The organism is Pseudomonas sp. PDM22, assembly GCF_014851965.1.
Lineage (GTDB): Bacteria > Pseudomonadota > Gammaproteobacteria > Pseudomonadales > Pseudomonadaceae > Pseudomonas.
Genome location: NZ_JACVAR010000008.1, coordinates 283774 through 303384, shown reverse-complemented (window position 1 = coordinate 303384; position 19611 = coordinate 283774). Strand labels below are relative to the sequence as shown.

Here is a 19611-nt window from a genome sequence, read left to right as displayed (position 1 = left end):
TCCAGGCATTCGGGAAGCAAGCTGACCTGTGCTCGGCTCACCTCTTCGATGAATCGCTTCATACGCCGCCCCCGCTGACGTTGCTCCAGCAACTCTAGGCGAGGACGACGTTTTCACACAGCCTGGGCCGAATGCTGCCAGTAGCTACGAACCGCAATCTGCCAGCCACGCCCCCTCAAGGGGCGCCGAGGAACCAGCGGTAATAGGGGTTGTCGCCATCATCCAGCGCCACCTGCCGGGCGTCCCGCGCCCAGCCCTGGCGGTCGCCGCGGTAGGCGCTCAGGCTCAGGTCGTAGAAGCGCCGCAGCCGCAACCAGTTGTCGTTGACCGAGGCCTGGACCGAAGGCAGGGCGTTCTCCAGCGGGGGCGCCGTGCGCAGGGCGAGCAGGGTCGGCAGCACGCGGGCGATCTCCTTCGGGCGAACCCAGGGCGCGTACTCGATGCGCGGGTGATCGTCGGTCACCGGCAATGCATCGCCGGCGTAACGTTCCAGTCCGGCGCGGTCGGTGACCCAGGTGGCCAGCAGGGCTTCGACCGAGTCGACCCCGACCTCCCCCAGCGCGGCGGCGACTTCCGGCTGCTCGAAGCGCTGGCGGATGTTCGTCACGTCCAGGTGCAGCGGCTGCAGCGAGCCCACCAGCAACATCTCGTGGAACTCGGTGGTCCACAGCGTGGCGTAAGGGAATACGTCGATGAAGCTGCGCACCAGCGAGCGGCTTTCCTCGTCGTTCTGCGTCGGCAGCGGCAGCCACTGGGCGACCACGCCGCCCTCCTCCAGGCGCGAGGCGGCCAGCTGGTAGAAGTCGCGGGAGTACAGGTTGACCACACCAGCCGCAGACGGCGGCGGCGGCTCCAGGGTGATCATGTCGTAGCGCTCGGCGCTGCGCAGCAGCTCGCGGCGGCCATCACGCAGGCGGATGTCCAGGCGCGGGTCGTGGATGGCGTCGAAATTGCCCTTGAAGCTCGGCGCGGCGGCCAGCACTTCCGGCAGCAGCTCGGCCACCACCGGATGTTGCAGGTCGCGGTAGCGCAGCATGGCGCCGGCGGTGATGCCGGTGCCGAAGCCGATCACCAGCGCCGAACGCGGCTCGCCGTTATGGATCAGCAGGGGCAGCAGCGCCTGCAGGCGCATGTAGCGCAGCGACGGCATGGCATCGCCGGTATTGGAGACGCCCTGGATGTAGAGGCGGTTGAAGCGGTTTTCGCCACGGCCCTGCTCCACCACCGCGACGGTGCCGCCACGGCCTTCGGCGTAGTAGCCGATGCGGCCGTTGCGCGCACCCGGCATCAGCTCGGCCAGCAGTTGCGGCGGTGTCGTGGCGCCGATGCCCACCGCCAGTACCGCCACTCCGGCAACGCCCAGGCGCAGCTTCCTGCTCACGCCCTCGCCGCGCCACACGGCCAGCAGGCCGATGACGGCGGCCAGCGCGCCCAGCACGGCCAGGGTGCGTACCAGCCCCAGGCCGGGAACAAGCACGAAGCCTGTCAGCATCACCCCGGCAATACCGCCCAGGGTATTGAGTGCCACCACCACGCCGACATCGCGGCCAACGTGGTCGCGGTCCACCGACAGGCGCAGGGCGATGGGGAACGCCGCACCCAGCAGGGTCGTCGGCAGGAACACCACGCACAGCGCCGCCACCGCGAAGCGCGCGCACATGCCCGCCAGCTCGCTGCCGCCAGCCTGCATCACCAGCCATTCGACGCGGGTCTGCAAGCCGATCAGCCAGGTGCCGAGACCGGCGATCTGCGCAATGGCCAGCAGCCCCGCCGCAGCGATGAGCAGGCCGAACAGGCCCCAGGGATCGCGGATGCGGTCGGCGCGCCGGGCATACAGGGCGCTGCCCAGCACCAGGCCGCAGAGGTAGGTGGCCAGGACCACGGCGAAAGCGAAGGTGCGAGTGCTCATGAACTGGACGATGGATTGCGTCCAGACCACCTCGTACCCCAACGCAACCCCACCGGCAACGCAGTAAAGCGCTATGGCCAGGCGTGCCGCGCTGCTGCGCGAGCCGGCTGCCGGTGCATCCTGCACCTGGGTCCGTGCCGCCTGCTGGCGAATCAGCAATGCCCCGCCAGCAGCGAACAGGTTGAACACAGCCGCCGCGCAGGCGCTGCCCAGCACACCCAGCCAGGGCAACAGCACGAAGGCAGCCAGCAGTGTGCCGGCGATCGCGCCTGCGGTGTTGGCCGCATACAGGCCACCGCCGGCGCGGCCCATCTGGCCTTCGGCGGGTTCCAGCGCGCGCATCAGCACCGGTAGCGTGCCGCCCATGAAGAACGCCGGCACGCCGACCAGCACGAACGGCAGCGCCCAGGCCAGGGCGCCGAAGGCGTCTTCCAGGAAGGCATAGGCGCTGGCGGCATTGGCCAGCGCGACGGTGGCGGCTACCGCCAGCAGCGCCACCAGGAATTCCAGACCGGCGTACAGCCGCAATGGTCGCTCCAAGCGATCCGCGAGACGGCCGAAAGCCAACCCGCCCAGGGCCAGCCCGGCGAAAAAGGCACTGATTGCGGTGGTGACGGCATACACCTCCACCCCCACCACCAGGGACAGCTGCTTGACCCACAACACCTGGAACACCAGCGCCGCTCCGCCCGAGGCGAACAGCAGCAATGCCGGCACCCAGGCCGCGAGCCCAGGTTTCGATTGGAGCTGCGTCGGGGTGGCGCCACGGGTGTTCATCGGGGACGAGCTGACCGCTGGAGGCATCGAATCAACCTTGTCTGACAGAAAAGCCCCCGCGATAGCCAGGCTATCGCGGGGGATGGGTCGGGCGCCCCGATTCGGGCGCCCCGGTTGTCGCTCACTACTTGGCGCCCTGCTTCATCTTCGCTTCGATCTTCGCGTCAACTTCCTTGCGCACCGACTCGATGCTGAAGCTGGCCGGTTTCTGGCTCGGCGGGTACTCGACGAAGGTCTGCAGGAAGGCGGCCGCCTTGCGTTCGCCCTGGAACAGCAGGTAGTCGTTCTTCGCCAGCCAGTCGTAGTACTGGTCGGAGACCGTGTCCGCGCGCTCGTACGGGTCCATCCGCAGGTTGAACAGCTTGGGCACCCGCAGGCAGGTGAAGGGCTCGCTCCAGACCTTGAAGCCGCCCGGCGCGCGCTGCTCGCAGAACACCAGCTTCCAGTTGCCAAAGCGCATACCCACCAGGTCGCCGTCATCGCTGAAGTAGTAGAACTCGTCACGGGCGCCCTTGTCGGTCTTGCCAGTCAGGTAATCCAGCTGGTTGAAGCCGTCCAGGTGCACCTTGAAGTTCTTGCCGCCGACATCGGCGCCCTTGAGCAGGCGCTCCTTGATGTCGGTGTCGCCCACCGCGGCCAGCAAGGTCGGGAACCAGTCCAGCCCCGAGAACATCTGGGTGGAGACGGTGCCCGGCTTCACATGGTTCGGCCAGCGGATCATCGCCGGCACCCGGTAAGCGCCCTCCCAGTTGGAGTTCTTCTCGTTGCGGAACGGCGTGGTCGCGGCATCCGGCCAGGACCACTGGTTCGGACCGTTGTCGGTGGTGTAGATGACGATGGTGTTGTCGGTAATCTTCAGGTCATCCACCGCCTTGAGCAGCTTGCCGACATCACCGTCGTGCTCGAGCATGCCGTCGGCGTACTCGTTGCCCGGCATACCGCTCTGCCCCTGCATGGCCTCGCGCACGTGGGTGAAGGCGTGCATGCGCGTGGTGTTCATCCAGACGAAGAACGGCTTGTCCGCCTTCACCTGCTTGTCCATGAAGTTGATCGCAGCCTGGGTGGTGTCGTCGTCGATGGTCTCCATGCGCTTCTTGTTCAGCGGGCCGGTGTCCTCGATCTTGCCGTCGGCGGTCGCCTTCAGCACACCGCGGGGCGAGGCGGCCTTGGTGAAGGCCTCGTCGTCCTTGGGCCAGTACGGACGCTCTGGCTCCTCCTCGGCGTTGAGGTGGTACAGGTTGCCGAAGAACTCGTCGAAGCCGTGCTTGGTCGGCAGGTATTCGTCGCGGTCGCCCAGGTGGTTCTTGCCGAACTGGCCGGTGGCGTAGCCGTGGGCCTTGAGCGCCTGGGCGATGGTGACATCGCGGTCCTGCAGGCCCACCGGCACACCGGGCATGCCGACCTTGGACAGGCCGGTACGCAGCGCCGCCTGGCCGGTGATGAAGGTGGAGCGGCCGGCAGTGCAGCTGTTCTCCGCGTAGTAGTCGGTGAACATCATGCCTTCCTTGGCGATGCGGTCGATGTTCGGCGTCTGGTAGCCGACCACGCCGAAGGCGTAGGCGCTGATGTTGGTCTGGCCGATATCGTCGCCGAATATCACCAGGATGTTCGGCTTGTCCGCCGCACTGGCGACCGAGCACCCCACTATCGCCGTCGCCGCGAGGGCGAACCGCGATATCCATCTTCCCGTGCGCTTCATTGGTGTTTCTCCCTTCCAGTTACTCATCGTTTGCCACGACTGCGTCACTGGAGATGCCGACTACCTGGCTGGAAATCCCCGTGTCCCTGCGGTTCGCCTGTTGGCTTGCTATTGATCGAACGGATAGATCCGCTTCCACTCCCTTGCCATGTCCACTACTACCCAGTCCTTGCTCTTGGCCATGTCGAGCGCCTTGTCCAGGCGCCCGACCTTGCTCTGCCGATCGTAGGCCCACTCGCGTTTTTCATCGGTGTGGTGCACCAGGCCGGCAAAGCGCAGCCCTTTGCCCGCGGTGGTCCATTGCAGCATCTGCAGGTCGCCGTCTGAGTTGCCAAAGGCCAGGATCGGCCGACGGCCAATGGTGCTGTCGATGCTCTCCGGCTTGCCGGGGCCGTCGTCGTTGTGCACCAGCTTGGGCAGGCGCTGGATCGACAGTTGGCCGTTGCGGTCCTCGAAGCGGCTGCCCAGGGTGGTGCCGATCACCTGTTCGGGCGGGATGCCGTAGACCTCCTCGGCGAAGGCACGCATGAACGCCACTTCGCCGCCGGAAACGATGTAGGTCCTGAAGCCGTTGGCGCGCAGATAATCCAGCAACTCCAGCATCGGCTGGAACACCATCTCGGTGTAAGGCTTGTGGCTGCGCGGATGGCGGGCGCTGGCCAGCCAGCTGCGGGCGTTGGCGATGAACTCGTCGGTGCTGACGCCCGCATGGGTGGCGGCGACTATCTCCAGGATGCCCTGCATGCCGCTGTCGGCCAGGGCCTTGTGGTCGCCTTCGAGCACCGCCTTGAACGGCTGCTTCTCCTTCCACTCCGGGTGCTGCGGCGCCTGCCGTTTCACTTCGTCCAGGGCGAAGAGCACCTGGAAGTACATCGGCTGCTCGCTCCACAGGGTGCCATCGTTGTCGAACACGGCGATGCGCTCGGCCGGCGGCACGAAGTCCTTGCCGCCCTGCTGGGTCACCGCCTCGACGAAGGCGACGATGGCCTGCCGCGAGGGGCCGTCGTTCCATGAGGGCAATGCGTCTGCCGCGCGGACCAGGAACGGCATGCCCAGGAGCAGCAGGAGCAGCCAGCGGGCCATCGGTGGAGCGAGTTTCGAATGCATGTCACATCCCTGGATCACGGATTCAAGGGTTTGAGAGCGTGGGCCGGCAAGCCCGTCGGCTTGCCCTGGCCCAGTTCCCGGCGGATATCCGGCAAAGCCTGGATCAGTGGTTGCGGCCCCGCGCCGGGCTGCGCGCCCGGACGCCCGTAGCGGGCCCTTAGGAACGCTAGCAAAGGATTGACGGCTTTGATGGTGCGATTGGGAATTGCAGCACTCATTTCACGACAACCGTTCGTCCGACGAAGCCAGAGATAAAGCGCCCCCACTTGCGGCGGCTCTCCTTCGAGTTGCTGGCGGACCTGTCGCCAGGCATAGGCTGGCGAGTCCCGCCAGGCCAGATGGCGGCGCTCGATAGCAGCCCGGGCAGCCATGCGCAGCGGCCCGCCCCAGGCGCGTACGGCGTAGGCAACGGTTGCGAGCAGCGCCAACCCGGCGGCCAGCGCCAGCCAGTGACTGGCGATGCGCACCTGCGCCCGGCGGCCCAGTTCACGCAGATCGTCACTGATCGAGAATGGCGCCTGGTAGACAGCCGCACCGCTGGCCGACAGTTTCAATGCGGGAAGCGAGACCGATTGCTCCTCGCCAGTGTCCGCCGCCCACCAGTGCAACTCGATGGCCGGCAGCAGGAAGTCACCCGGCCGGCTGACCACATAGGTCGCCGCGTCCATGCGCTCGCCACCCAGCACATCGCCACGGCCGTCGCTGAGGGGCTGCACGGTTGGCGATTGCAGGTAGCGACGCAGCCCTTCCGGTTCGGCGAAATCCGCTGCGGGAATCAGCATGGCCTGGGCGCCCTCGGCGCGGACATGCACCTTGCGCGTCACGCTGTCGCCCACCCGCAGCGGCTCATGGGACTTCGTGAGTTCCTGGCTGATGGTCACCCGGCGCGCCACCAGGCGCTGCGCCGATTCGCTACCTGCGCCGGCGGGTTGGCGTGCCGTGAAGTGCAGCGCTTCGCTGTGCACCTGGATCGCACCACTGCCCTGCCCCGGCTGGACCTGAATGTCCAGCGGCGGGATGTCGAAGCCACGTGCCGTTTGCGGGGTGATCTGGTAGTGGAAGCGCAGGCCGAAGAAGGTCTTGCCATCGATCTTCTCGGTGAGGTGCGTGGCCTCGCTGGCCGGTTCGGAGACCAGTGCGCCGGCCAGTTTCAGCGGCGGCAGTTGCGGCGGCTGGCTGAACCAGGTGTCCACCAGCAGATCGACCTGCAGGCTGAGCGTGCCGCCGACCAACGCCGAATCCCCCGGCAACAACTGGGTGCGGACCCTCACCTCGGGCTCGGCGGCCAGCCCGAGCAGCGGCAGGCACAAGAGCAGAGCGGCGAGCACGTGCTTCATGATCCCGCCCCTTTTGCCGCGTCCTGCAGCATGAACTTGCGGCGCAGGAACTGCGCCGGCGACGTGCTCAGGTTGTTCAGCCATTGCTCGTCCGACTCGGCCGCGCCTTTCTTGAGCACCACGTTCTTGCCCTTGTCGGCCGTATTGTCGAAGACTTCCTGATCGGGCTTCTCGCCCGGCGGGCCGGCCTCCTGCTGGTCCTCGCGATCCTTCTCCAGCGCCTGGGCCAGCGCCAGGTTGGCCGTGGCCTGCGGGAAGTCGGCCTGGCGCTTCAGCGCCTGGCGATAGGCGCCGATGGCCTGGTCGAACTTCGACAGGCGCACGTAGGTGTTGCCCAGATAGAAGTAGGCCTGCGCCGTATCCAGCCGGGCGAAGCTGGCCAGGGCCAGCGGGTAGTCCGCCGCGTGATAGGCAGCCACCCCCTTCCAGAACGGATCGCGGAACTGCGCGGCCGCCTGCGGATAGTGCCCGTGCTCGAATGCCCAGCGCCCCTGCTGATCCGCGGTGAAGAAGGCATCGGCGAGCACTCCCGCGCGCGCCGGCTCAGGCAGGCCGCCCAGGCTGGCGGCGAGCAGCAGCGCGCTCAGCCAGTGCACCTTCCAGCCTTTGCGCACGCTTAGCAGCACGAGCAGCAGCAGGGGCCAGCAGAGCCAGTAGCCAGTATCCTTCCAGTGCAGTTGCTGATCATCGCCCTGGGCGGCCTGGAAGTGCTGCTGGGCGTGCAACTCGATCCAGTCCAGGTCATCGTCGTTGAGGGTCAGGCTGCCCAGGGGCGCATCGGCGGCGTCCGCCAGGCCCTTGAGGCCTTCCGCATCGAAGGTAGCGAGCAAGGGGCGCCCCTCGGAGTCCCGCTGCCCACCGGCGAGCAGGCCGCCGTCCTGGCTGCCGACCGCCAGCACCAGCACCTGCAGGTCGCTGCCGCGCAGCGCCTTGTCGATGGCATCGAACTGCCCCTTGTCGGCGCCATCGGTGAGCAATACCAGTGTGCCCGGCGAATGCTCGGCGGCCAGCAGCTGCACGGCTTTCTCGATGGCACCCAGCGCATCCTTGCCTTCGCTCTGGATCAGGCCGGGCGAAAGCGCCTGCAGGAAGCTGTCGAGCAGCGCCGCGTCCTGGGTTGCGGGCAGCACCAGGTGCGCGCTGCCGGCGTAGGCGATCAGTGCCGTGGAACTGCCCGGCCGGCGAGCGATGAGGTCGTGCAACTTGTGCTTGGCCGCCTCGATGCGTGAAGGCGGGACATCATTGGCGGCCATCGAGGGCGACAGGTCCAGCGCCAGAATCAGCGGCGCGCGGTTCTCCATGAAGGCCGGGCGATCCTGCTCCCAGGTCGGACCGGAAGCGGCCACGCCGCCAACCACCAGCAGCGCACCCAGCAGCTGCACCGGTCGCACGCGGTGCTGGTCGACCGGCGTGATCACCAGGTGCTGCAGCAGGTGGGGCGCGATGATCCCGTCGAGGCGACGCGCCAGGTCGTGGCGACGACTCCAGAGCAGCGGCAGCAGGATGCCCGGCAGCAGAAGCAACAGCCATACCGGGCGGAGGAAATGGAAGGCGCTGAGATCGATATCCATCAGCCCTCCGTTTCCTGGCCGACCTGCGCCGCACGCGGAACGGCGAGCCGCCCGGCAATGGCCGCCAGCACATGCGCCACCAGCAGCAACAGCAAGGCAGCGCCCAGCGGCAGCCAGAACAGGTCGCGCTTGGGTTGGTGGCTGAGGGTTTTCACCTGGTGCGGAGTGATCTGGTCCAGCGTCGCGTAGACTTCCTGCAACGCCTCGCGGTCGCCCGCGCGGAAGAACCGTCCGCCGGTGGTATGGGCGATATCGCGCAGGGTCTGCAGGTCCACCTTCGACTCGCCGCTGGCCTCGGGGTCGCCGATGCCGATGGTGTGCACTACCACACCGCGCTCATGGGCCATGGCCGCGGCGTGGCTCGGCGTGATGGCACTGCCGGTGTCATTGCCGTCGGTGAGCAGGATCAGCACCTTCTGCTGCTCCGGCGCCTTTTCCAGCAGCTTCAGGGTCAGCCCGATGGCATCGCCCAGGGCGGTGTTGGGCCCGGCCATGCCGATGCCCACTTCGTCCAGCAGCATCAGCAGGCTGGCGTGGTCCTGGGTCGGCGGCGATTGCGCGAAGGCACCGGTGCCGAAGACGATCAAGCCGATGCGGTCATCCTTGCGCTGGCCGATGAAGTCGCGCACCACGCCCTTGACGATGCTCAGACGATCCACGCGATTGCCTGCGGCATCCCGGTAGTCGCTGGTTTCCATGGATTGCGAGATGTCGATGGCCAGCATCAGGTCGCGGATCGGCTGCACGCGCTGGATGGGCTTCTCCACCAGCACCGGGCGCGCACAGGCGAGCAGCACCAGTGCCCAGACCAGCAGGTTGAGCGGCAACTGCCAGCGCCCGCCAGCGGTGCCGCCACGGCTTGGCTCCTGGCCCGCAGCGTGGCTCATGGCGGCGAAGAACGGCACCCGCAGGGCGCTGCGCGACTCGCGGTAGGCCGGCAGGTAGCGCCAGGCGAGCCAGGGCAAGGGCAGCAGGAGCAGCAACCAGGGGTACTCAAGCTGCCACATGGTGCACCTCGACCCATTGCCGGCAGGCTGACAGCAGCGCCTGTACCTCCTGCTCGTCCATATTCGCGACCCTGGAGTCAGGTGCGTACGCCAGCAGCGTCAGTTGCCGCTGCAGATCGGCCGGCAGCGCCGCCGGGGTGCGTGCCTGCAAAAAGGCCTGCCAGTCAGCACCGGCCAGGGGCGCCGAAGCAGCACCATCGGGCATCGACAGCGCGACACGCTTGACCAGAATCGGCAACTGGCGCAGCGCGGCCAATCGATGGGAAGGCTCTCTGATGGCCGCACCGAGTTCATCGAGCAAGGCCAGCGCCTCGCGCCGGTAGCGATCACGCTGCCATTTCCGGTAGCGCCAGAAGCCCCATGTCGCCAGGAGCAGCAGCAACACGATGGCGAGCCAGACCCAGGCCCAGGTCTGCGGCCAGTAGCTGACCAGCGGAGCCGGCGGCGCCAGTTCCTGGAGTTGATCGATGCTGGGAATGCTCATCGCGCCAGGCGCCCGAGTTCGCCGCGCAGCTGCTCCAGGGCGTCGCGGCCGCTGCTGAACATCATCAGCGGCACCTGGCTGCGGCGCAGCAGCGTCGCGACATCCTTGAGCCGCCCGGAAAGAAACTCACCCAGCGGCCGGTGGACCTGGCGCCGGCCCACTTCCAGCTCGACCTGCAGCTCGCCCTGGGTGACCGTCACCCGTCCCTTGTCGGGCAGCTGCAGGGCGATGGGGTCGAAGACCTGAAGGGCCAGCACGTCGTTGTGCGCACTCAGCTGTCGCAGCAGTTGCAACGTCTGCTCGGTGACGCCGGCAAAGTCGCTGATGATCACCACCAGGCTGTCGTGCCCAGCCACGCCCAGGCACTGGCGCAGCAAACGGTCCAGCTGCCCCGGCGAGTCCTCGTCGCTGTGCGTGGCGTGCAGCGCGTGGTTGTAGCGGACGATGGCCGCGCACAGCGCCTCTACCCGCGCCCGGCTGCGCAGGGGGCGGATGTACTCGATGTGTCGGTCGCCGAACACCAGGCCGCCGACCCGGTCACCGGCCTGCAACGCCATCCAGCCGCCGAGCGCTGCAAGCTCGGCGGCGAGCACCGACTTGAAGCTGCGCCGGGAGCCGAAGTACATGCTCATGCGCTGGTCCACCAGCAACAGGGTCGGCCGGTCGCGCTCCTCGGTGTAACTGCGCACGAAGGGCTTGCCGTAGCGCAGCGAGGCGCGCCAGTCGAGGTGGCGCAGGTCATCGCCGGGGTTGTACTGGCGCAGTTCGTCGAAGCTCAGGCCGCGCCCGCGCAGGCGCGCGGCGTGGCTGCCGGAGAGCACGCTGGAAAGCGGTTGCCGCGACACAAAGCTCAGCCCGCGCACGCGGTGCTCCAGCAGCATCAGCTGCGGCAGCGACGCATAGACAAAACCATCGGCAACCGGCTGCGATTCGGCCATGGAAACCCTCCTCAGGCCGGGATCGCCACTTTGTCCAGCAGACGGTCGATCACCTGATCGGCCGCCACGCCATCGGCAACGGCGTCATAGGACAGCAGCAGGCGATGGCGCAGCACGGGGTGCACCACGGCACGTACATCGTCGGGCGTCACGTAGTCGTTACCCGCCATCCAGGCGTGGGCGCGGGAAACCCGGTCCAGGCTGATGCCGCCGCGCGGGCTGGCGCCCACCTTCAGCCAACGGGCCAGGTCGGCGTCGTAGTCGGCCGGACGGCGCGTGGCGTTGATCAGGTCGATGAGGTAGCGGTCGATGGCCTCGGAAACATGCACGTTGCCGACTTCCTTGCGGGCCTCGAACACGGCCTCCTGCGCGAGCGGCGTGATCGCCTCGGGCGACGTGCCGGACTGCTGGCTGCGCTCCTCGGCGCGCACCAGCTGCAGCACGCGGGATTCGTCCTCGACCCGTGGGTAGTCGATCAGCAGCTTCATCAGGAAGCGGTCCATCTGCGCCTCGGGCAGCGGGTAGGTGCCTTCCTGCTCGATCGGGTTCTGCGTGGCGAGCACCATGAACAGCCCCGGCATGCGGTGGGTCTGCCCGGCCACGGTGATCTGCCGCTCTTCCATGGCTTCGAGCAGTGCCGCCTGGACCTTGGCCGGGGCGCGGTTGATCTCGTCGGCGAGGATTACGTTGCCGAACAGTGGCCCGGGCTGGAATTTCAGCTGGTTGCCCTGCTCGGTCTGCTGGAGGATTTCCGCACCGGTGATGTCCGAGGGCAACAGGTCGGGGGTGAACTGGACCCGGCTCATCCGCGCATCGAGGTGCTGCGACAGGGTCTTTACGGTACGGGTCTTGGCCAGGCCCGGGAGACTTTCCAGAAGGACATGACCATTGGCCAGAAGGCCCAGCAGGATGTGCCGGACGGTTTCTTCCTGGCCCAGCACCTGCGCCGAAACGGCGGCCTCCAGGGCTGCAATCTGTTCACGCATGGACACGGGTTTGTTCCTTGTTCCGTCGATTCGGATTCCCTGCCGATGGCGTGCTGGAGCTGCGCTCCAGACACACTGCCGTGCCACCGCCTGCCCGTTACTCTAGCAACTGCTTTCCGCCGCGCCATGCTGGCACCTGTCGTGAAATGAGCAAGCCAGCACAAAGGCCGCCTGGACTGCGCTCGTAGAAGCAGGGACCGTGTCCGCGCCGGGCCAGTTGGCCCAGTACCGTTTATTCGGCCTCGCGCCACCGACGGCGGGCGTGCTGGTAGGCGTCCTGGTCACCGTAGCCCAGGCGTGTAGCGATCTCGCCGCCAGTCAGCCCCTGCAACTCGAAGTGCTGCTCCAGCTCGCCACGAACCAGGTCCAGCAACTGGCGGAAGCTCAGCCCCTGCTCTTCCAGGCGTCGGCGCAAGGTCCGCGCGCTCTGGTGCAGGGCCACAGCCTGCTCCTCCAGGCCGGGCACCCGCCCTTCAGCGAGGGCCCGGCGCATGTTCCGCGCCAGCTTCCCGGCCCAGCCACTGAGCTGCCGCTGGCGGCCCAGGCGACGCTCCAGCTCCTGGCAGATGATCTCCAGCATGCCGGCGTGGCGGCTAGCCAGCGCTCTGGTCAGGTCCTCTTTCGCGTAGTACAGGCGATTGCCGCGACCGGAAAACGTCACCGGCACGCCGAACGCCTCAGCGTACCGGGCGTGATAGGCCGGGCGCGGGTGGCTGAACTCCACGCGCAAAGGTGTGATCGGGCAGCCGCTGGCCTCACGCATCACGGTGAGGCTCATGACGAAGTAGTGCTCGACGGTGAAACGCGCGAGATCGGCCGGGGCATCGATCATCACTTCCACCCCGGCGCCATTCTCGTCCTCGACGTAGTCAATGGTGTCCATGTCCGACGCCAGCCGCCCGTATCGCGCCCAGAGCTGCAGGGCCTCGCCGATGCTGGCGCAGTAGCCGGCGGAGATCGCCAGGATGTGGCGGTCCTGTGCCGTGAACTGGCCGAACAGGTGCAGACCGATGGCAGGGTCGTGCTGCTGGGCCTCGGCCAGCAGCTCCTCCAGGGCGACCATGCTGTAGTCGCCCTCGCGATGCCGGCGCATGCCCAGCAGGTAACGCTCCAGCACCAGCCCCAGTGAACCACGGTGGTAACGCTGCGGATTGGCCACTTCTCGGGGATTTCTGTCCATTTCACGCCTGACGTGGGCCGAGCCCTTGTTTTCTTATTGTGCTTGCCGCGCCCCAAGGGGCAACCAAGAAGCCAACAAGAAGCCAACAAGAAGCCAACAAGAAGAGAGTGCCATGAACTCTGAACTGCTCGCCAATAATCCGACCCCCGTGGTGGTCGCGATCTTCATTGCCTTCATACTGCTGGAAATGGCCTGCGCGTGTTTCCGCCAGCCCGCTTCCCGGCGCCGCGACGCCCTGGTGGAAATCTTCGGCTCGGGCATCCTGCTGCTGGTCACCTTCCCGCTGATCCTGTTCACCACCAACCACCTGCTGGGCCACTTCGCCCCGCAACTGCAGGGTCGCCTGGCCGACCTGCCGTGGTACGCCGCCCTCGGCCTGTTCCTGGTGCTCGACGACATGACGCAGTACTGGTGGCACCGCCTGACCCACCGCGTTCCCTTCCTCTATGCCCTGCACCGCGCCCACCATTCGGCGCCGTACATGAGCATCCGCATCGTCTATCGCAACAACAGCTTCTACTACCTGCTGATGCCGGGCATCTGGCTGACCAGCGCACTGGTCTACCTGGGGCTGGCAAACTTCTACTACGGCTACCTGATCGTGAAGATGCTGGTGATCTTCGGCGCACACAGCAGCGTCGCCTGGGACGACAAGCTCTACAACATCCGCGTGCTGCGCCCGCTGATGTGGCTGCTGGAGCGGACCATCTCGACGCCTGCCACCCACTCCGCGCACCACGGCCTGAACGCCGAGGACGGCGTGACGAACTACAAGGGCAACTTCGGCAACCTGCTGTTCTTCTGGGACGTGCTGTTCGGCACCGCGAAGATCACCCGCCGCCGCCCTCCGGCCTATGGCATCGAGGACATGCATCCGGTGAGCTGGCAGCAGGAAGTGTTCTGGCCGCTGGTGCGTGATGCACAACCACAGACACAGTCCCAGGAAGCAACGGAGATTGCCCGATGAACCTGAACGTCACCCTGATCGCCGGCTCCAGCCAGCAATCGAGCCAGTCCGCCAAGGTCGCCCGCTATCTGGCCGAGCGCCTGCAGGCGCTGGAAATCTGCAGCAGCGCCAGCGTCGTCGACCTCGGCCGCACCCCGCTGCCACTCTGGCCAGCGCCGATCGAAGACCACGCCTGGGTAGAGCAGACCGGGCAACTGCAGCGTGCCGACGCCCTGGTGGTGATCTCGCCCGAGTGGCACGGCATGGCCTGCCCGGCGCTGAAGAACCTGTTCCTCTACGCCGGCTATGCCGAGCTGGCGCACAAGCCGGCGCTGCTGGTGGGCGTGTCGGCGGGCCTGGGCGGCTCCTACCCGCTCTCCGAACTGCGCGCCTCCAGCTACAAGAACTCGCGCATCTGCTACCTGCCCGAGCAACTGGTCATCCGCCAGGTCGACCAGGTGCTGAACACCGCCGAACCCGCCGGGGAAGACGACCTGCGCATCCGCCGCCGGTCCGACTGGGCCCTGCGCGTGCTCAGCGAATACGCCCACAGCATGAAGGGCCTGAAGGAGCGCATCCAGCTCGAGCACCGCGACTTCCACAACGGTATGTAGCGGCCACGGAGAGAGTCTCCGCGCTGGTGCGCTAGCTGACTGTCGCAAAGCTCTGCAAATCAGCCAGCAGCATCAGACGCTCGGAGAGGCCGCAGCACCGGGTGCTCGGCGGGCCGGTCGACGAGTTCCGCGCAGATCAGGCAGGCGACATCAGGTCACTGAAGACCTGCAGATGGTGGTCATCGTCACCCAGCTGGCGGGCCACCATCAGCAGGTGCTTGGCATGGTGCGAGAGCTGGTATTCCCAGGTCAGGCCGATGCCGCCGTGGAGCTGCACACTCTCGTCGGCGATCAGGCGGGCTGCGCGGCTGACGATGTACTTGGCCGCCGCCAGGGCACGGCTGCGCTCGATGCTATCGGGTTCATCGGCCAGGCACGCGGCGAGCAGCGCCATGGAGCTGGCCTGGTCCAGTTCGATACGCAGGTCGACCATGCGGTGCTCCAGCGCCTGGAACTTGCCGATGACGTTGCCGAACTGCTGGCTTGTTTTCAGGTAGTCGAGGGTCAGCGCCCAGCAGGGCGGCGGTGGGCACGAACACCTGGTCCAGGTACAGGTCGCAGGCCATGCGCCCGTCCAGCGTCGAGTAGTCCCGACGACGCACGCCGGGGCTGTCCGGGTCGACCAGGAGCAGGCTGATGCCCTCCTCGTCCAGCGGCTCGCCCGCGGTGCGTGCCGATACCAGGATCAGCCCGGCGCTCTGTCCGCCGAAGACCACTCGCTTGCGTCCGCCCAGCCCTCTCCAGGGTGGGCGGACATATACCGACAAAGGTTAATAGAGCAGTCTTTCAGATACGGTCTATCGTCTTCGTGGCTCCTTCCAACCGTGACCACAGAGACCTATAGATGGCGCATCCATCCCGTACACAGACACTCACCAGTCGCTTCGATTTTGCCACCACGCTGGCGCGCCTCCACGAGGCGCTGGACTCGCACGGGGTGACCGTGTTTGCGGATATCGATCAAAGAGCGGCTGCTCTGCAGGCCGGGACCTCGCTGCGCCCGACGCAACTGATTCTGTTCGGCAATCCCAAAGGCGGCACTCCGGCCATGCAGGCCAACGCCCATGCGGCGGTGGAGTTGCCACTGCGCGCGGTGGTCTGGGAAGACGAGCAGGGTGCGACGCATATCGATTACCAGGATGCCGCCAGCGTCCTTGCTACGGAGTACGGTTTGCCGCCGGAAATCGCAGCACCGCTGGCGGTGGTGGGGCCGCTGTTGCGCGGCGTGGCTGGCTTGGACTGATGCAGACCGGTCTGTTCCGACAGCGCAGTTCTTGTCCGGTCTGAGCGCCTGCGACAGGTTCGCGATGGCTGCAAACGAGGAGACAATTCCATGACTGTTCGCCCGTGGGACGTTTCTGCTCCCGCCCCCGATGTCGTCTTCGCTCTGGCAGAGCAGCCTGCTTTCCGTCCGGGCGAGCGGGTACGCGTCGCCACTCGCTCGCCGGTGGGGCATTACCGAGTACCGATCTATATCCGCGGCAAGGTGGGCACGGTCGAGGCCGTTGTCGAACCGTCTGCCGTAGACAACGAGCAGGAAGGCTTTGGCCGTAACGCGGGTGCAAAGCGTCACTACTACCGTATGGCATTCCCCATGACCGAGATCTGGCCGCAGTACGCGGGCTCGGCCCAGGATGGGCTGAGGATCGAGGTCTTCGAAACCTGGCTGGAGAGAGTCGATCAATGAGCGAAAAGGGACACGACCACGATCATGACCATGACCATACCCACGACGAAATTGCAGAGTCCGGCGGGCCGGGTTACTACGAGATCATGGAGACGGCCGTCCGCGAATTGCTGGTGGCCAAGGGGCTCATAGGCGCCGACGAGATTCGCCGGCAGATCGAAGTGCTGGATTCGCGGACGCCCGCACTGGGGTCCAGAGTCGTTGCGCGGGCATGGACCGACCCGGCATTCAAGGCGCGCCTGCTTGCCAACGGTCGTTCGGCCTGTGAAGAGCTGGGCATCAGCTTCTATGACGATACGCAGCTGATAGCCCTGGAGAACACCGAGAAGGTCCACAACCTTATCGTCTGCACGCTCTGTTCCTGCTACCCGAGACCGCTCCTGGGGCTTCCGCCGGACTGGTACAAGCTCAAGCCTTACCGGGCGCGTGCGGTCAGCGAGCCGCGTGCGGTGCTGGCCGAGTTCGGCACACAGATCCCCGATGATGTGGAGATCCGTGTCAGCGACTCCACGGCGATGGTGCGCTTCCTGGTGGTGCCGAAACGCCCCGAGGGAACCGACGGTTACAACGAGGAACAACTGGCCGCTCTGGTGACCCGTGACTCGATGATCGGTGTCATTCCCGCCACCGCCCCGGACGCAAGGAGCGCCCCATGACTCAGAGTGAACAACTGGTCCGCCGCCTTCCCAACGATATCGGCGGCGACGAGGCCGGCCCGATCGACCGGACCGAACATGTGCTGGAGCCCTGGGAAAAGCGCTGCCATGCCCTGGCGGATGTCCTCGACTTCCACAAGATCATCAACACCGAGGAAAAACGCCGCGGCGTCGAAGCATTGGGTGCGCAGATGATCTCGGCGCTGAGCTACTACGAGCGGTGGATCGTGGCGTTCGCCAACCTCTGCTTCGAGAAGCAGATTCTCACTCCCGAGGAATTGGCGAGAAAGATGGACGAAATACAGCGGCGCCATGCCGCCACGGAGGCGGGCTAAGGTCCCGCGGTTTTCACGACCGTTCGTCCGGCAGGTTGAAAAGGCATTTGATGCGCATTGACCTTGACATGATGTCAAGGTTGAAAGTGGCTCCATCCACCAAGCAACAGGAGTCGCGAGAGATGATCAGCATTGAAGTCAAAGACATGACCTGCGGCCACTGCGAAGCCACTCTGCGCAAGGTCATTGCGGCAGTGGACGCCAGTGCCGCTGTGAAGGTCGACCTGTCGGCGCGTCGGCTGCAGATCGAGTCCGACGAGGACCCGACGCAGTTTCTCGACGCCGTGTGCGCCGCCGGGTACAGCCCGGCAGCAGTGGGGACGGTGACCGCCAACGCCGGTGAAGCCAAGGAAAAGCGCGGCTGCTGCCGGTAACTGCAACAAGGCGTCGACTCGCCGTCGACGCCCGACTTCCCCGGAAGGTGGACATGGATAAGCCACACAGAAAGCGTTCGGATGAACGCGCACAGACCCCATGCACAGCCCCTGCCCCCGCACGGGGGCCGGATGCCGCGACCAACCATCACTTTCGCTCATCGCCGGCAGCTCCCTGCTGCGCGACGACTATCGCCGCGCCATGGCGCTGGGATGAGCAGACGGGCTGAGCCCGCCAGGTGATGCCCCATGACAGATGACCACGCTGGCTCGCTCGAGAGCCTGGCGCGGACGAGTACGCTTTTTCAACGAGGAGATCGACATGCAAAGCATCAAGAACAAGCTTCTGGCCGCCGTGCAGATCGGCCTGCTGGCCTTTGCAGGCAGCGCCTTTGCCGCCGACAAGGTCTATACCGCCAACGAGGGCGCGGCGGTGGTCGACGTGCTCGACGCCGCTTCCCTGAAACCCCTGACCAGCATCCATGTCGGCATGAAGCCGCACAACGTGCAGGTATCGCCCGACGGCAAGTTCGTCTGGGTGACCAACATGGGAGAGCCCGGCAAGATGGCCGCTGACGGAGCGAAGCAGGAGAGCGAGGGTGGGCACCATGACAAGCCCGGTGCAGTCTGGGTCATCGATGCCGGCACCGAGGCGGTGGTCGCCAAAGTGCCAGTGGGCAAGCACCCCGCGCATGTGGTGGTGTCCCCCGACGGCAGCCTGGCTTACGTCAGCAACAGCGCCGACAACACCATCAGCGTGATCGATGCCGCGACCCGCAGCCCGCTGGCGACCATCCCGGTCGGCAAGTTCCCCCATGGCCTGCGCATCAGTCCGGATGGCAAGGAGATCTATATCGCAGACATGAAGGGCGGCACCGTATCGGTCGTCGACACCGCCAGCCGCAAAGAGGTGGCGCAGATCCCTGTCGGCAAGATGCCCGCACAGGTCAGTTTCACCCCGGACGGTCGCCTGGTTGCCGTTTCCCTGGCCGGTGAAAACGCAGTCGCCGTGATCGACACCGCCACACGCAAGGTGGCGCACAAGGTGAGCGTCGGCAACATGCCCATTCAGCTGTTCGTGACCCCGGACTCGCGCACCCTGGTGGTCGCCAACCAGGGCTCACATGAAAAGCCCGGCAACTCGGTCAGCGTGGTCGACCTGGAAAGCTTCAAGGTCACCAGTACCGTGGAAACCGGAGCTGGTGCCCATGGTGTGGTGATCGACCGTGAAGGACGTTATGCCTACGTCACCAACTCCTTCGCCGACTCTGTGTCGAAGGTAGACATCAAGGAAGGCAAGGTGGTCAAGACTGTGCCGGTGTCGAAGAACCCCAATGGCATCAACATGACGCCGTAACGCAACGCCGATCTACCTATGCCACTGGCCAGCGCCCGATGCACCACATCGGGCGCTTTGTTTCTTGCAGTGATGAGGGGCAGTTGGGGATTCAAGGCCCACGCCCCAAAGCACTGTATGCGGGAAAAACTCCCTGTCTGTGCCTATCGGCCACAGCCTCATATCGATACCGTCCCAGCTCCTTCATCTACAAAACGAGCCCCATGGCCCTTATCACCGAACGCGTCGAGCTTGCCCGCGACGGCGCCAATCCCAAAGTCATCCGCCGGATGGCCTCCGGTTGGGCCGTAATGGGTGATGTGCAGTTCCTGCCTGGTTATTGCCTGCTGCTTCCCGACCCTGTCGTACCCAGCCTGAACGACCTGGACGCGGAGGCTCGCGTCACCTACCTGCTGGACATGGCCCGACTCGGTGATGCGGTCTTGCAGGTAACGGGCGCTCTTCGCATGAACTACGAGATACTTGGGAACTCAGAGCCGGAACTGCACTGCCACCTCTTTCCCCGCTACGCCACTGAGCCGGAGGAGAAGCGCAGAATGCCGGCCTGGTTCTACGACTGGAAAGCGGCAGCACCCTATGTCGAGGACACACATGGGTATATGCGCAAGCAAATTGCCGCGGTGCTGGAAGCGACGAAGTGAGCAATC

Annotated in this window: 19 protein-coding genes and 1 pseudogene; 9 read left to right on the top strand and 11 right to left on the bottom strand. The window is 66.0% G+C overall.

Features of this window, described 5'->3' with window-relative positions; genetic code table 11:
• Positions 1-175: 175 nt before the first annotated feature.
• The 10 genes from IB255_RS26340 to IB255_RS26295 all read right to left on the bottom strand — a co-directional run bounded on the left by IB255_RS26340 (position 176) and on the right by IB255_RS26295 (position 12995).
• The gene (locus IB255_RS26340) at positions 176-2686 is read right to left on the bottom strand and encodes a fused MFS/spermidine synthase (protein ID WP_081518445.1); all 2511 of its coding nucleotides are present in this window, start codon (positions 2684-2686) and stop codon (positions 176-178) included.
• 124 nt (positions 2687-2810) lie between these two features.
• Positions 2811-4385, bottom strand: coding sequence for an arylsulfatase (locus tag IB255_RS26335; protein WP_081518446.1), 1575 nt, complete (start codon positions 4383-4385; stop codon positions 2811-2813).
• 108 nt (positions 4386-4493) lie between these two features.
• On the bottom strand, positions 4494-5492 hold the full coding sequence (locus IB255_RS26330) for an HAD family hydrolase (RefSeq protein ID WP_081518447.1): 999 nt from the start codon (positions 5490-5492) through the stop codon (positions 4494-4496).
• 14 nt (positions 5493-5506) lie between these two features.
• A complete protein-coding gene (locus IB255_RS26325; RefSeq protein WP_081518448.1) occupies positions 5507-6829 on the bottom strand; it encodes a BatD family protein in 1323 nt (440 codons plus the stop codon).
• Complete coding sequence (locus IB255_RS26320) at positions 6826-8400, bottom strand: vWA domain-containing protein (protein WP_192211066.1); 1575 nt, start codon at positions 8398-8400, stop codon at positions 6826-6828. Before IB255_RS26320 ends, IB255_RS26325 begins: the two co-directional genes overlap by 4 nt.
• Entirely contained in the window at positions 8400-9407 is a 1008-nt protein-coding gene (locus IB255_RS26315; RefSeq protein ID WP_081518450.1) for a VWA domain-containing protein, read from the bottom strand. Before IB255_RS26315 ends, IB255_RS26320 begins: the two co-directional genes overlap by 1 nt.
• Positions 9394-9891 carry a DUF4381 domain-containing protein gene (locus IB255_RS26310; RefSeq protein ID WP_192211065.1) on the bottom strand — a complete coding sequence of 166 codons (498 nt, stop codon included), beginning with the start codon at positions 9889-9891 and terminating at the stop codon, positions 9394-9396. The genes IB255_RS26315 and IB255_RS26310 overlap by 14 nt, the downstream gene beginning before the upstream one ends.
• Entirely contained in the window at positions 9888-10829 is a 942-nt protein-coding gene (locus tag IB255_RS26305) for a DUF58 domain-containing protein (protein WP_192211064.1), read from the bottom strand. Before IB255_RS26305 ends, IB255_RS26310 begins: the two co-directional genes overlap by 4 nt.
• 11 nt (positions 10830-10840) lie before the next feature.
• Complete coding sequence (locus IB255_RS26300) at positions 10841-11821, bottom strand: AAA family ATPase (protein ID WP_139791579.1); 981 nt, start codon at positions 11819-11821, stop codon at positions 10841-10843.
• A 226-nt stretch (positions 11822-12047) separates the two neighbouring features.
• On the bottom strand, positions 12048-12995 hold the full coding sequence (locus tag IB255_RS26295) for an AraC family transcriptional regulator ligand-binding domain-containing protein (RefSeq protein WP_081518454.1): 948 nt from the start codon (positions 12993-12995) through the stop codon (positions 12048-12050).
• A gap of 112 nt (positions 12996-13107) precedes the next feature.
• Between IB255_RS26295 and IB255_RS26290 the strand changes: the two genes are divergently transcribed.
• Positions 13108-13962, top strand: a complete 855-nt coding sequence (locus IB255_RS26290; protein ID WP_081518455.1) for a sterol desaturase family protein — start codon at positions 13108-13110, stop codon at positions 13960-13962.
• Positions 13959-14555, top strand: coding sequence for an NADPH-dependent FMN reductase (locus tag IB255_RS26285; protein WP_192211063.1), 597 nt, complete (start codon positions 13959-13961; stop codon positions 14553-14555). Before IB255_RS26290 ends, IB255_RS26285 begins: the two co-directional genes overlap by 4 nt.
• A 136-nt stretch (positions 14556-14691) precedes the next feature.
• Here the strand turns inward: IB255_RS26285 and IB255_RS26280 are convergent.
• Positions 14692-15289: pseudogene (locus tag IB255_RS26280) on the bottom strand (acyl-CoA dehydrogenase); the annotation flags it as partial.
• A gap of 110 nt (positions 15290-15399) precedes the next feature.
• Here IB255_RS26280 and IB255_RS26275 point away from each other — a divergent pair.
• The 7 genes from IB255_RS26275 (at position 15400) to IB255_RS26245 (ending at position 19605) form a co-directional block, all read left to right on the top strand.
• Positions 15400-15798 (top strand): DUF302 domain-containing protein, encoded by a 399-nt coding sequence (locus IB255_RS26275; protein WP_081518458.1) that lies wholly within the window; start codon positions 15400-15402, stop codon positions 15796-15798.
• Between the two features lie 90 nt (positions 15799-15888).
• Entirely contained in the window at positions 15889-16242 is a 354-nt protein-coding gene (locus IB255_RS26270; RefSeq protein ID WP_081518459.1) for an SH3-like domain-containing protein, read from the top strand.
• Complete coding sequence (nthA, locus tag IB255_RS26265) at positions 16239-16898, top strand: nitrile hydratase subunit alpha (protein ID WP_081518460.1); 660 nt, start codon at positions 16239-16241, stop codon at positions 16896-16898. Before IB255_RS26270 ends, nthA begins: the two co-directional genes overlap by 4 nt.
• The gene (locus IB255_RS26260) at positions 16895-17233 is read left to right on the top strand and encodes an SH3-like domain-containing protein (protein WP_081518461.1); all 339 of its coding nucleotides are present in this window, start codon (positions 16895-16897) and stop codon (positions 17231-17233) included. Before nthA ends, IB255_RS26260 begins: the two co-directional genes overlap by 4 nt.
• A gap of 122 nt (positions 17234-17355) precedes the next feature.
• A complete protein-coding gene (locus tag IB255_RS26255; RefSeq protein ID WP_168190516.1) occupies positions 17356-17607 on the top strand; it encodes a heavy-metal-associated domain-containing protein in 252 nt (83 codons plus the stop codon).
• Between the two features lie 322 nt (positions 17608-17929).
• Positions 17930-18964, top strand: a complete 1035-nt coding sequence (locus IB255_RS26250) for a beta-propeller fold lactonase family protein (protein WP_192211062.1) — start codon at positions 17930-17932, stop codon at positions 18962-18964.
• Positions 18965-19167: 203 nt separating this feature from the next.
• A complete protein-coding gene (locus tag IB255_RS26245) occupies positions 19168-19605 on the top strand; it encodes an HIT family protein (RefSeq protein ID WP_081518464.1) in 438 nt (145 codons plus the stop codon).
• Positions 19606-19611: the final 6 nt, after the last annotated feature.

Coding starts and splice junctions, on each gene's coding strand:
- IB255_RS26340 (WP_081518445.1), bottom strand. CDS start 2,686: ATGAACACCCGTGGCGCCACCCCGACGCAGCTCCAATCGAAACCTGGG.
- IB255_RS26320 (WP_192211066.1), bottom strand. CDS start 8,400: ATGGATATCGATCTCAGCGCCTTCCATTTCCTCCGCCCGGTATGGCTG.
- IB255_RS26285 (WP_192211063.1), top strand. CDS start 13,959: ATGAACCTGAACGTCACCCTGATCGCCGGCTCCAGCCAGCAATCGAGC.
- IB255_RS26255 (WP_168190516.1), top strand. CDS start 17,356: ATGATCAGCATTGAAGTCAAAGACATGACCTGCGGCCACTGCGAAGCC.
- IB255_RS26315 (WP_081518450.1), bottom strand. CDS start 9,407: ATGTGGCAGCTTGAGTACCCCTGGTTGCTGCTCCTGCTGCCCTTGCCC.
- IB255_RS26275 (WP_081518458.1), top strand. CDS start 15,400: ATGGCGCATCCATCCCGTACACAGACACTCACCAGTCGCTTCGATTTT.
- IB255_RS26245 (WP_081518464.1), top strand. CDS start 19,168: ATGGCCCTTATCACCGAACGCGTCGAGCTTGCCCGCGACGGCGCCAAT.
- IB255_RS26325 (WP_081518448.1), bottom strand. CDS start 6,829: ATGAAGCACGTGCTCGCCGCTCTGCTCTTGTGCCTGCCGCTGCTCGGG.
- IB255_RS26335 (WP_081518446.1), bottom strand. CDS start 4,385: ATGAAGCGCACGGGAAGATGGATATCGCGGTTCGCCCTCGCGGCGACG.
- IB255_RS26270 (WP_081518459.1), top strand. CDS start 15,889: ATGACTGTTCGCCCGTGGGACGTTTCTGCTCCCGCCCCCGATGTCGTC.
- IB255_RS26295 (WP_081518454.1), bottom strand. CDS start 12,995: ATGGACAGAAATCCCCGAGAAGTGGCCAATCCGCAGCGTTACCACCGT.
- IB255_RS26330 (WP_081518447.1), bottom strand. CDS start 5,492: ATGCATTCGAAACTCGCTCCACCGATGGCCCGCTGGCTGCTCCTGCTG.
- IB255_RS26310 (WP_192211065.1), bottom strand. CDS start 9,891: ATGAGCATTCCCAGCATCGATCAACTCCAGGAACTGGCGCCGCCGGCT.
- nthA (WP_081518460.1), top strand. CDS start 16,239: ATGAGCGAAAAGGGACACGACCACGATCATGACCATGACCATACCCAC.
- IB255_RS26305 (WP_192211064.1), bottom strand. CDS start 10,829: ATGGCCGAATCGCAGCCGGTTGCCGATGGTTTTGTCTATGCGTCGCTG.
- IB255_RS26250 (WP_192211062.1), top strand. CDS start 17,930: ATGCAAAGCATCAAGAACAAGCTTCTGGCCGCCGTGCAGATCGGCCTG.
- IB255_RS26290 (WP_081518455.1), top strand. CDS start 13,108: ATGAACTCTGAACTGCTCGCCAATAATCCGACCCCCGTGGTGGTCGCG.
- IB255_RS26260 (WP_081518461.1), top strand. CDS start 16,895: ATGACTCAGAGTGAACAACTGGTCCGCCGCCTTCCCAACGATATCGGC.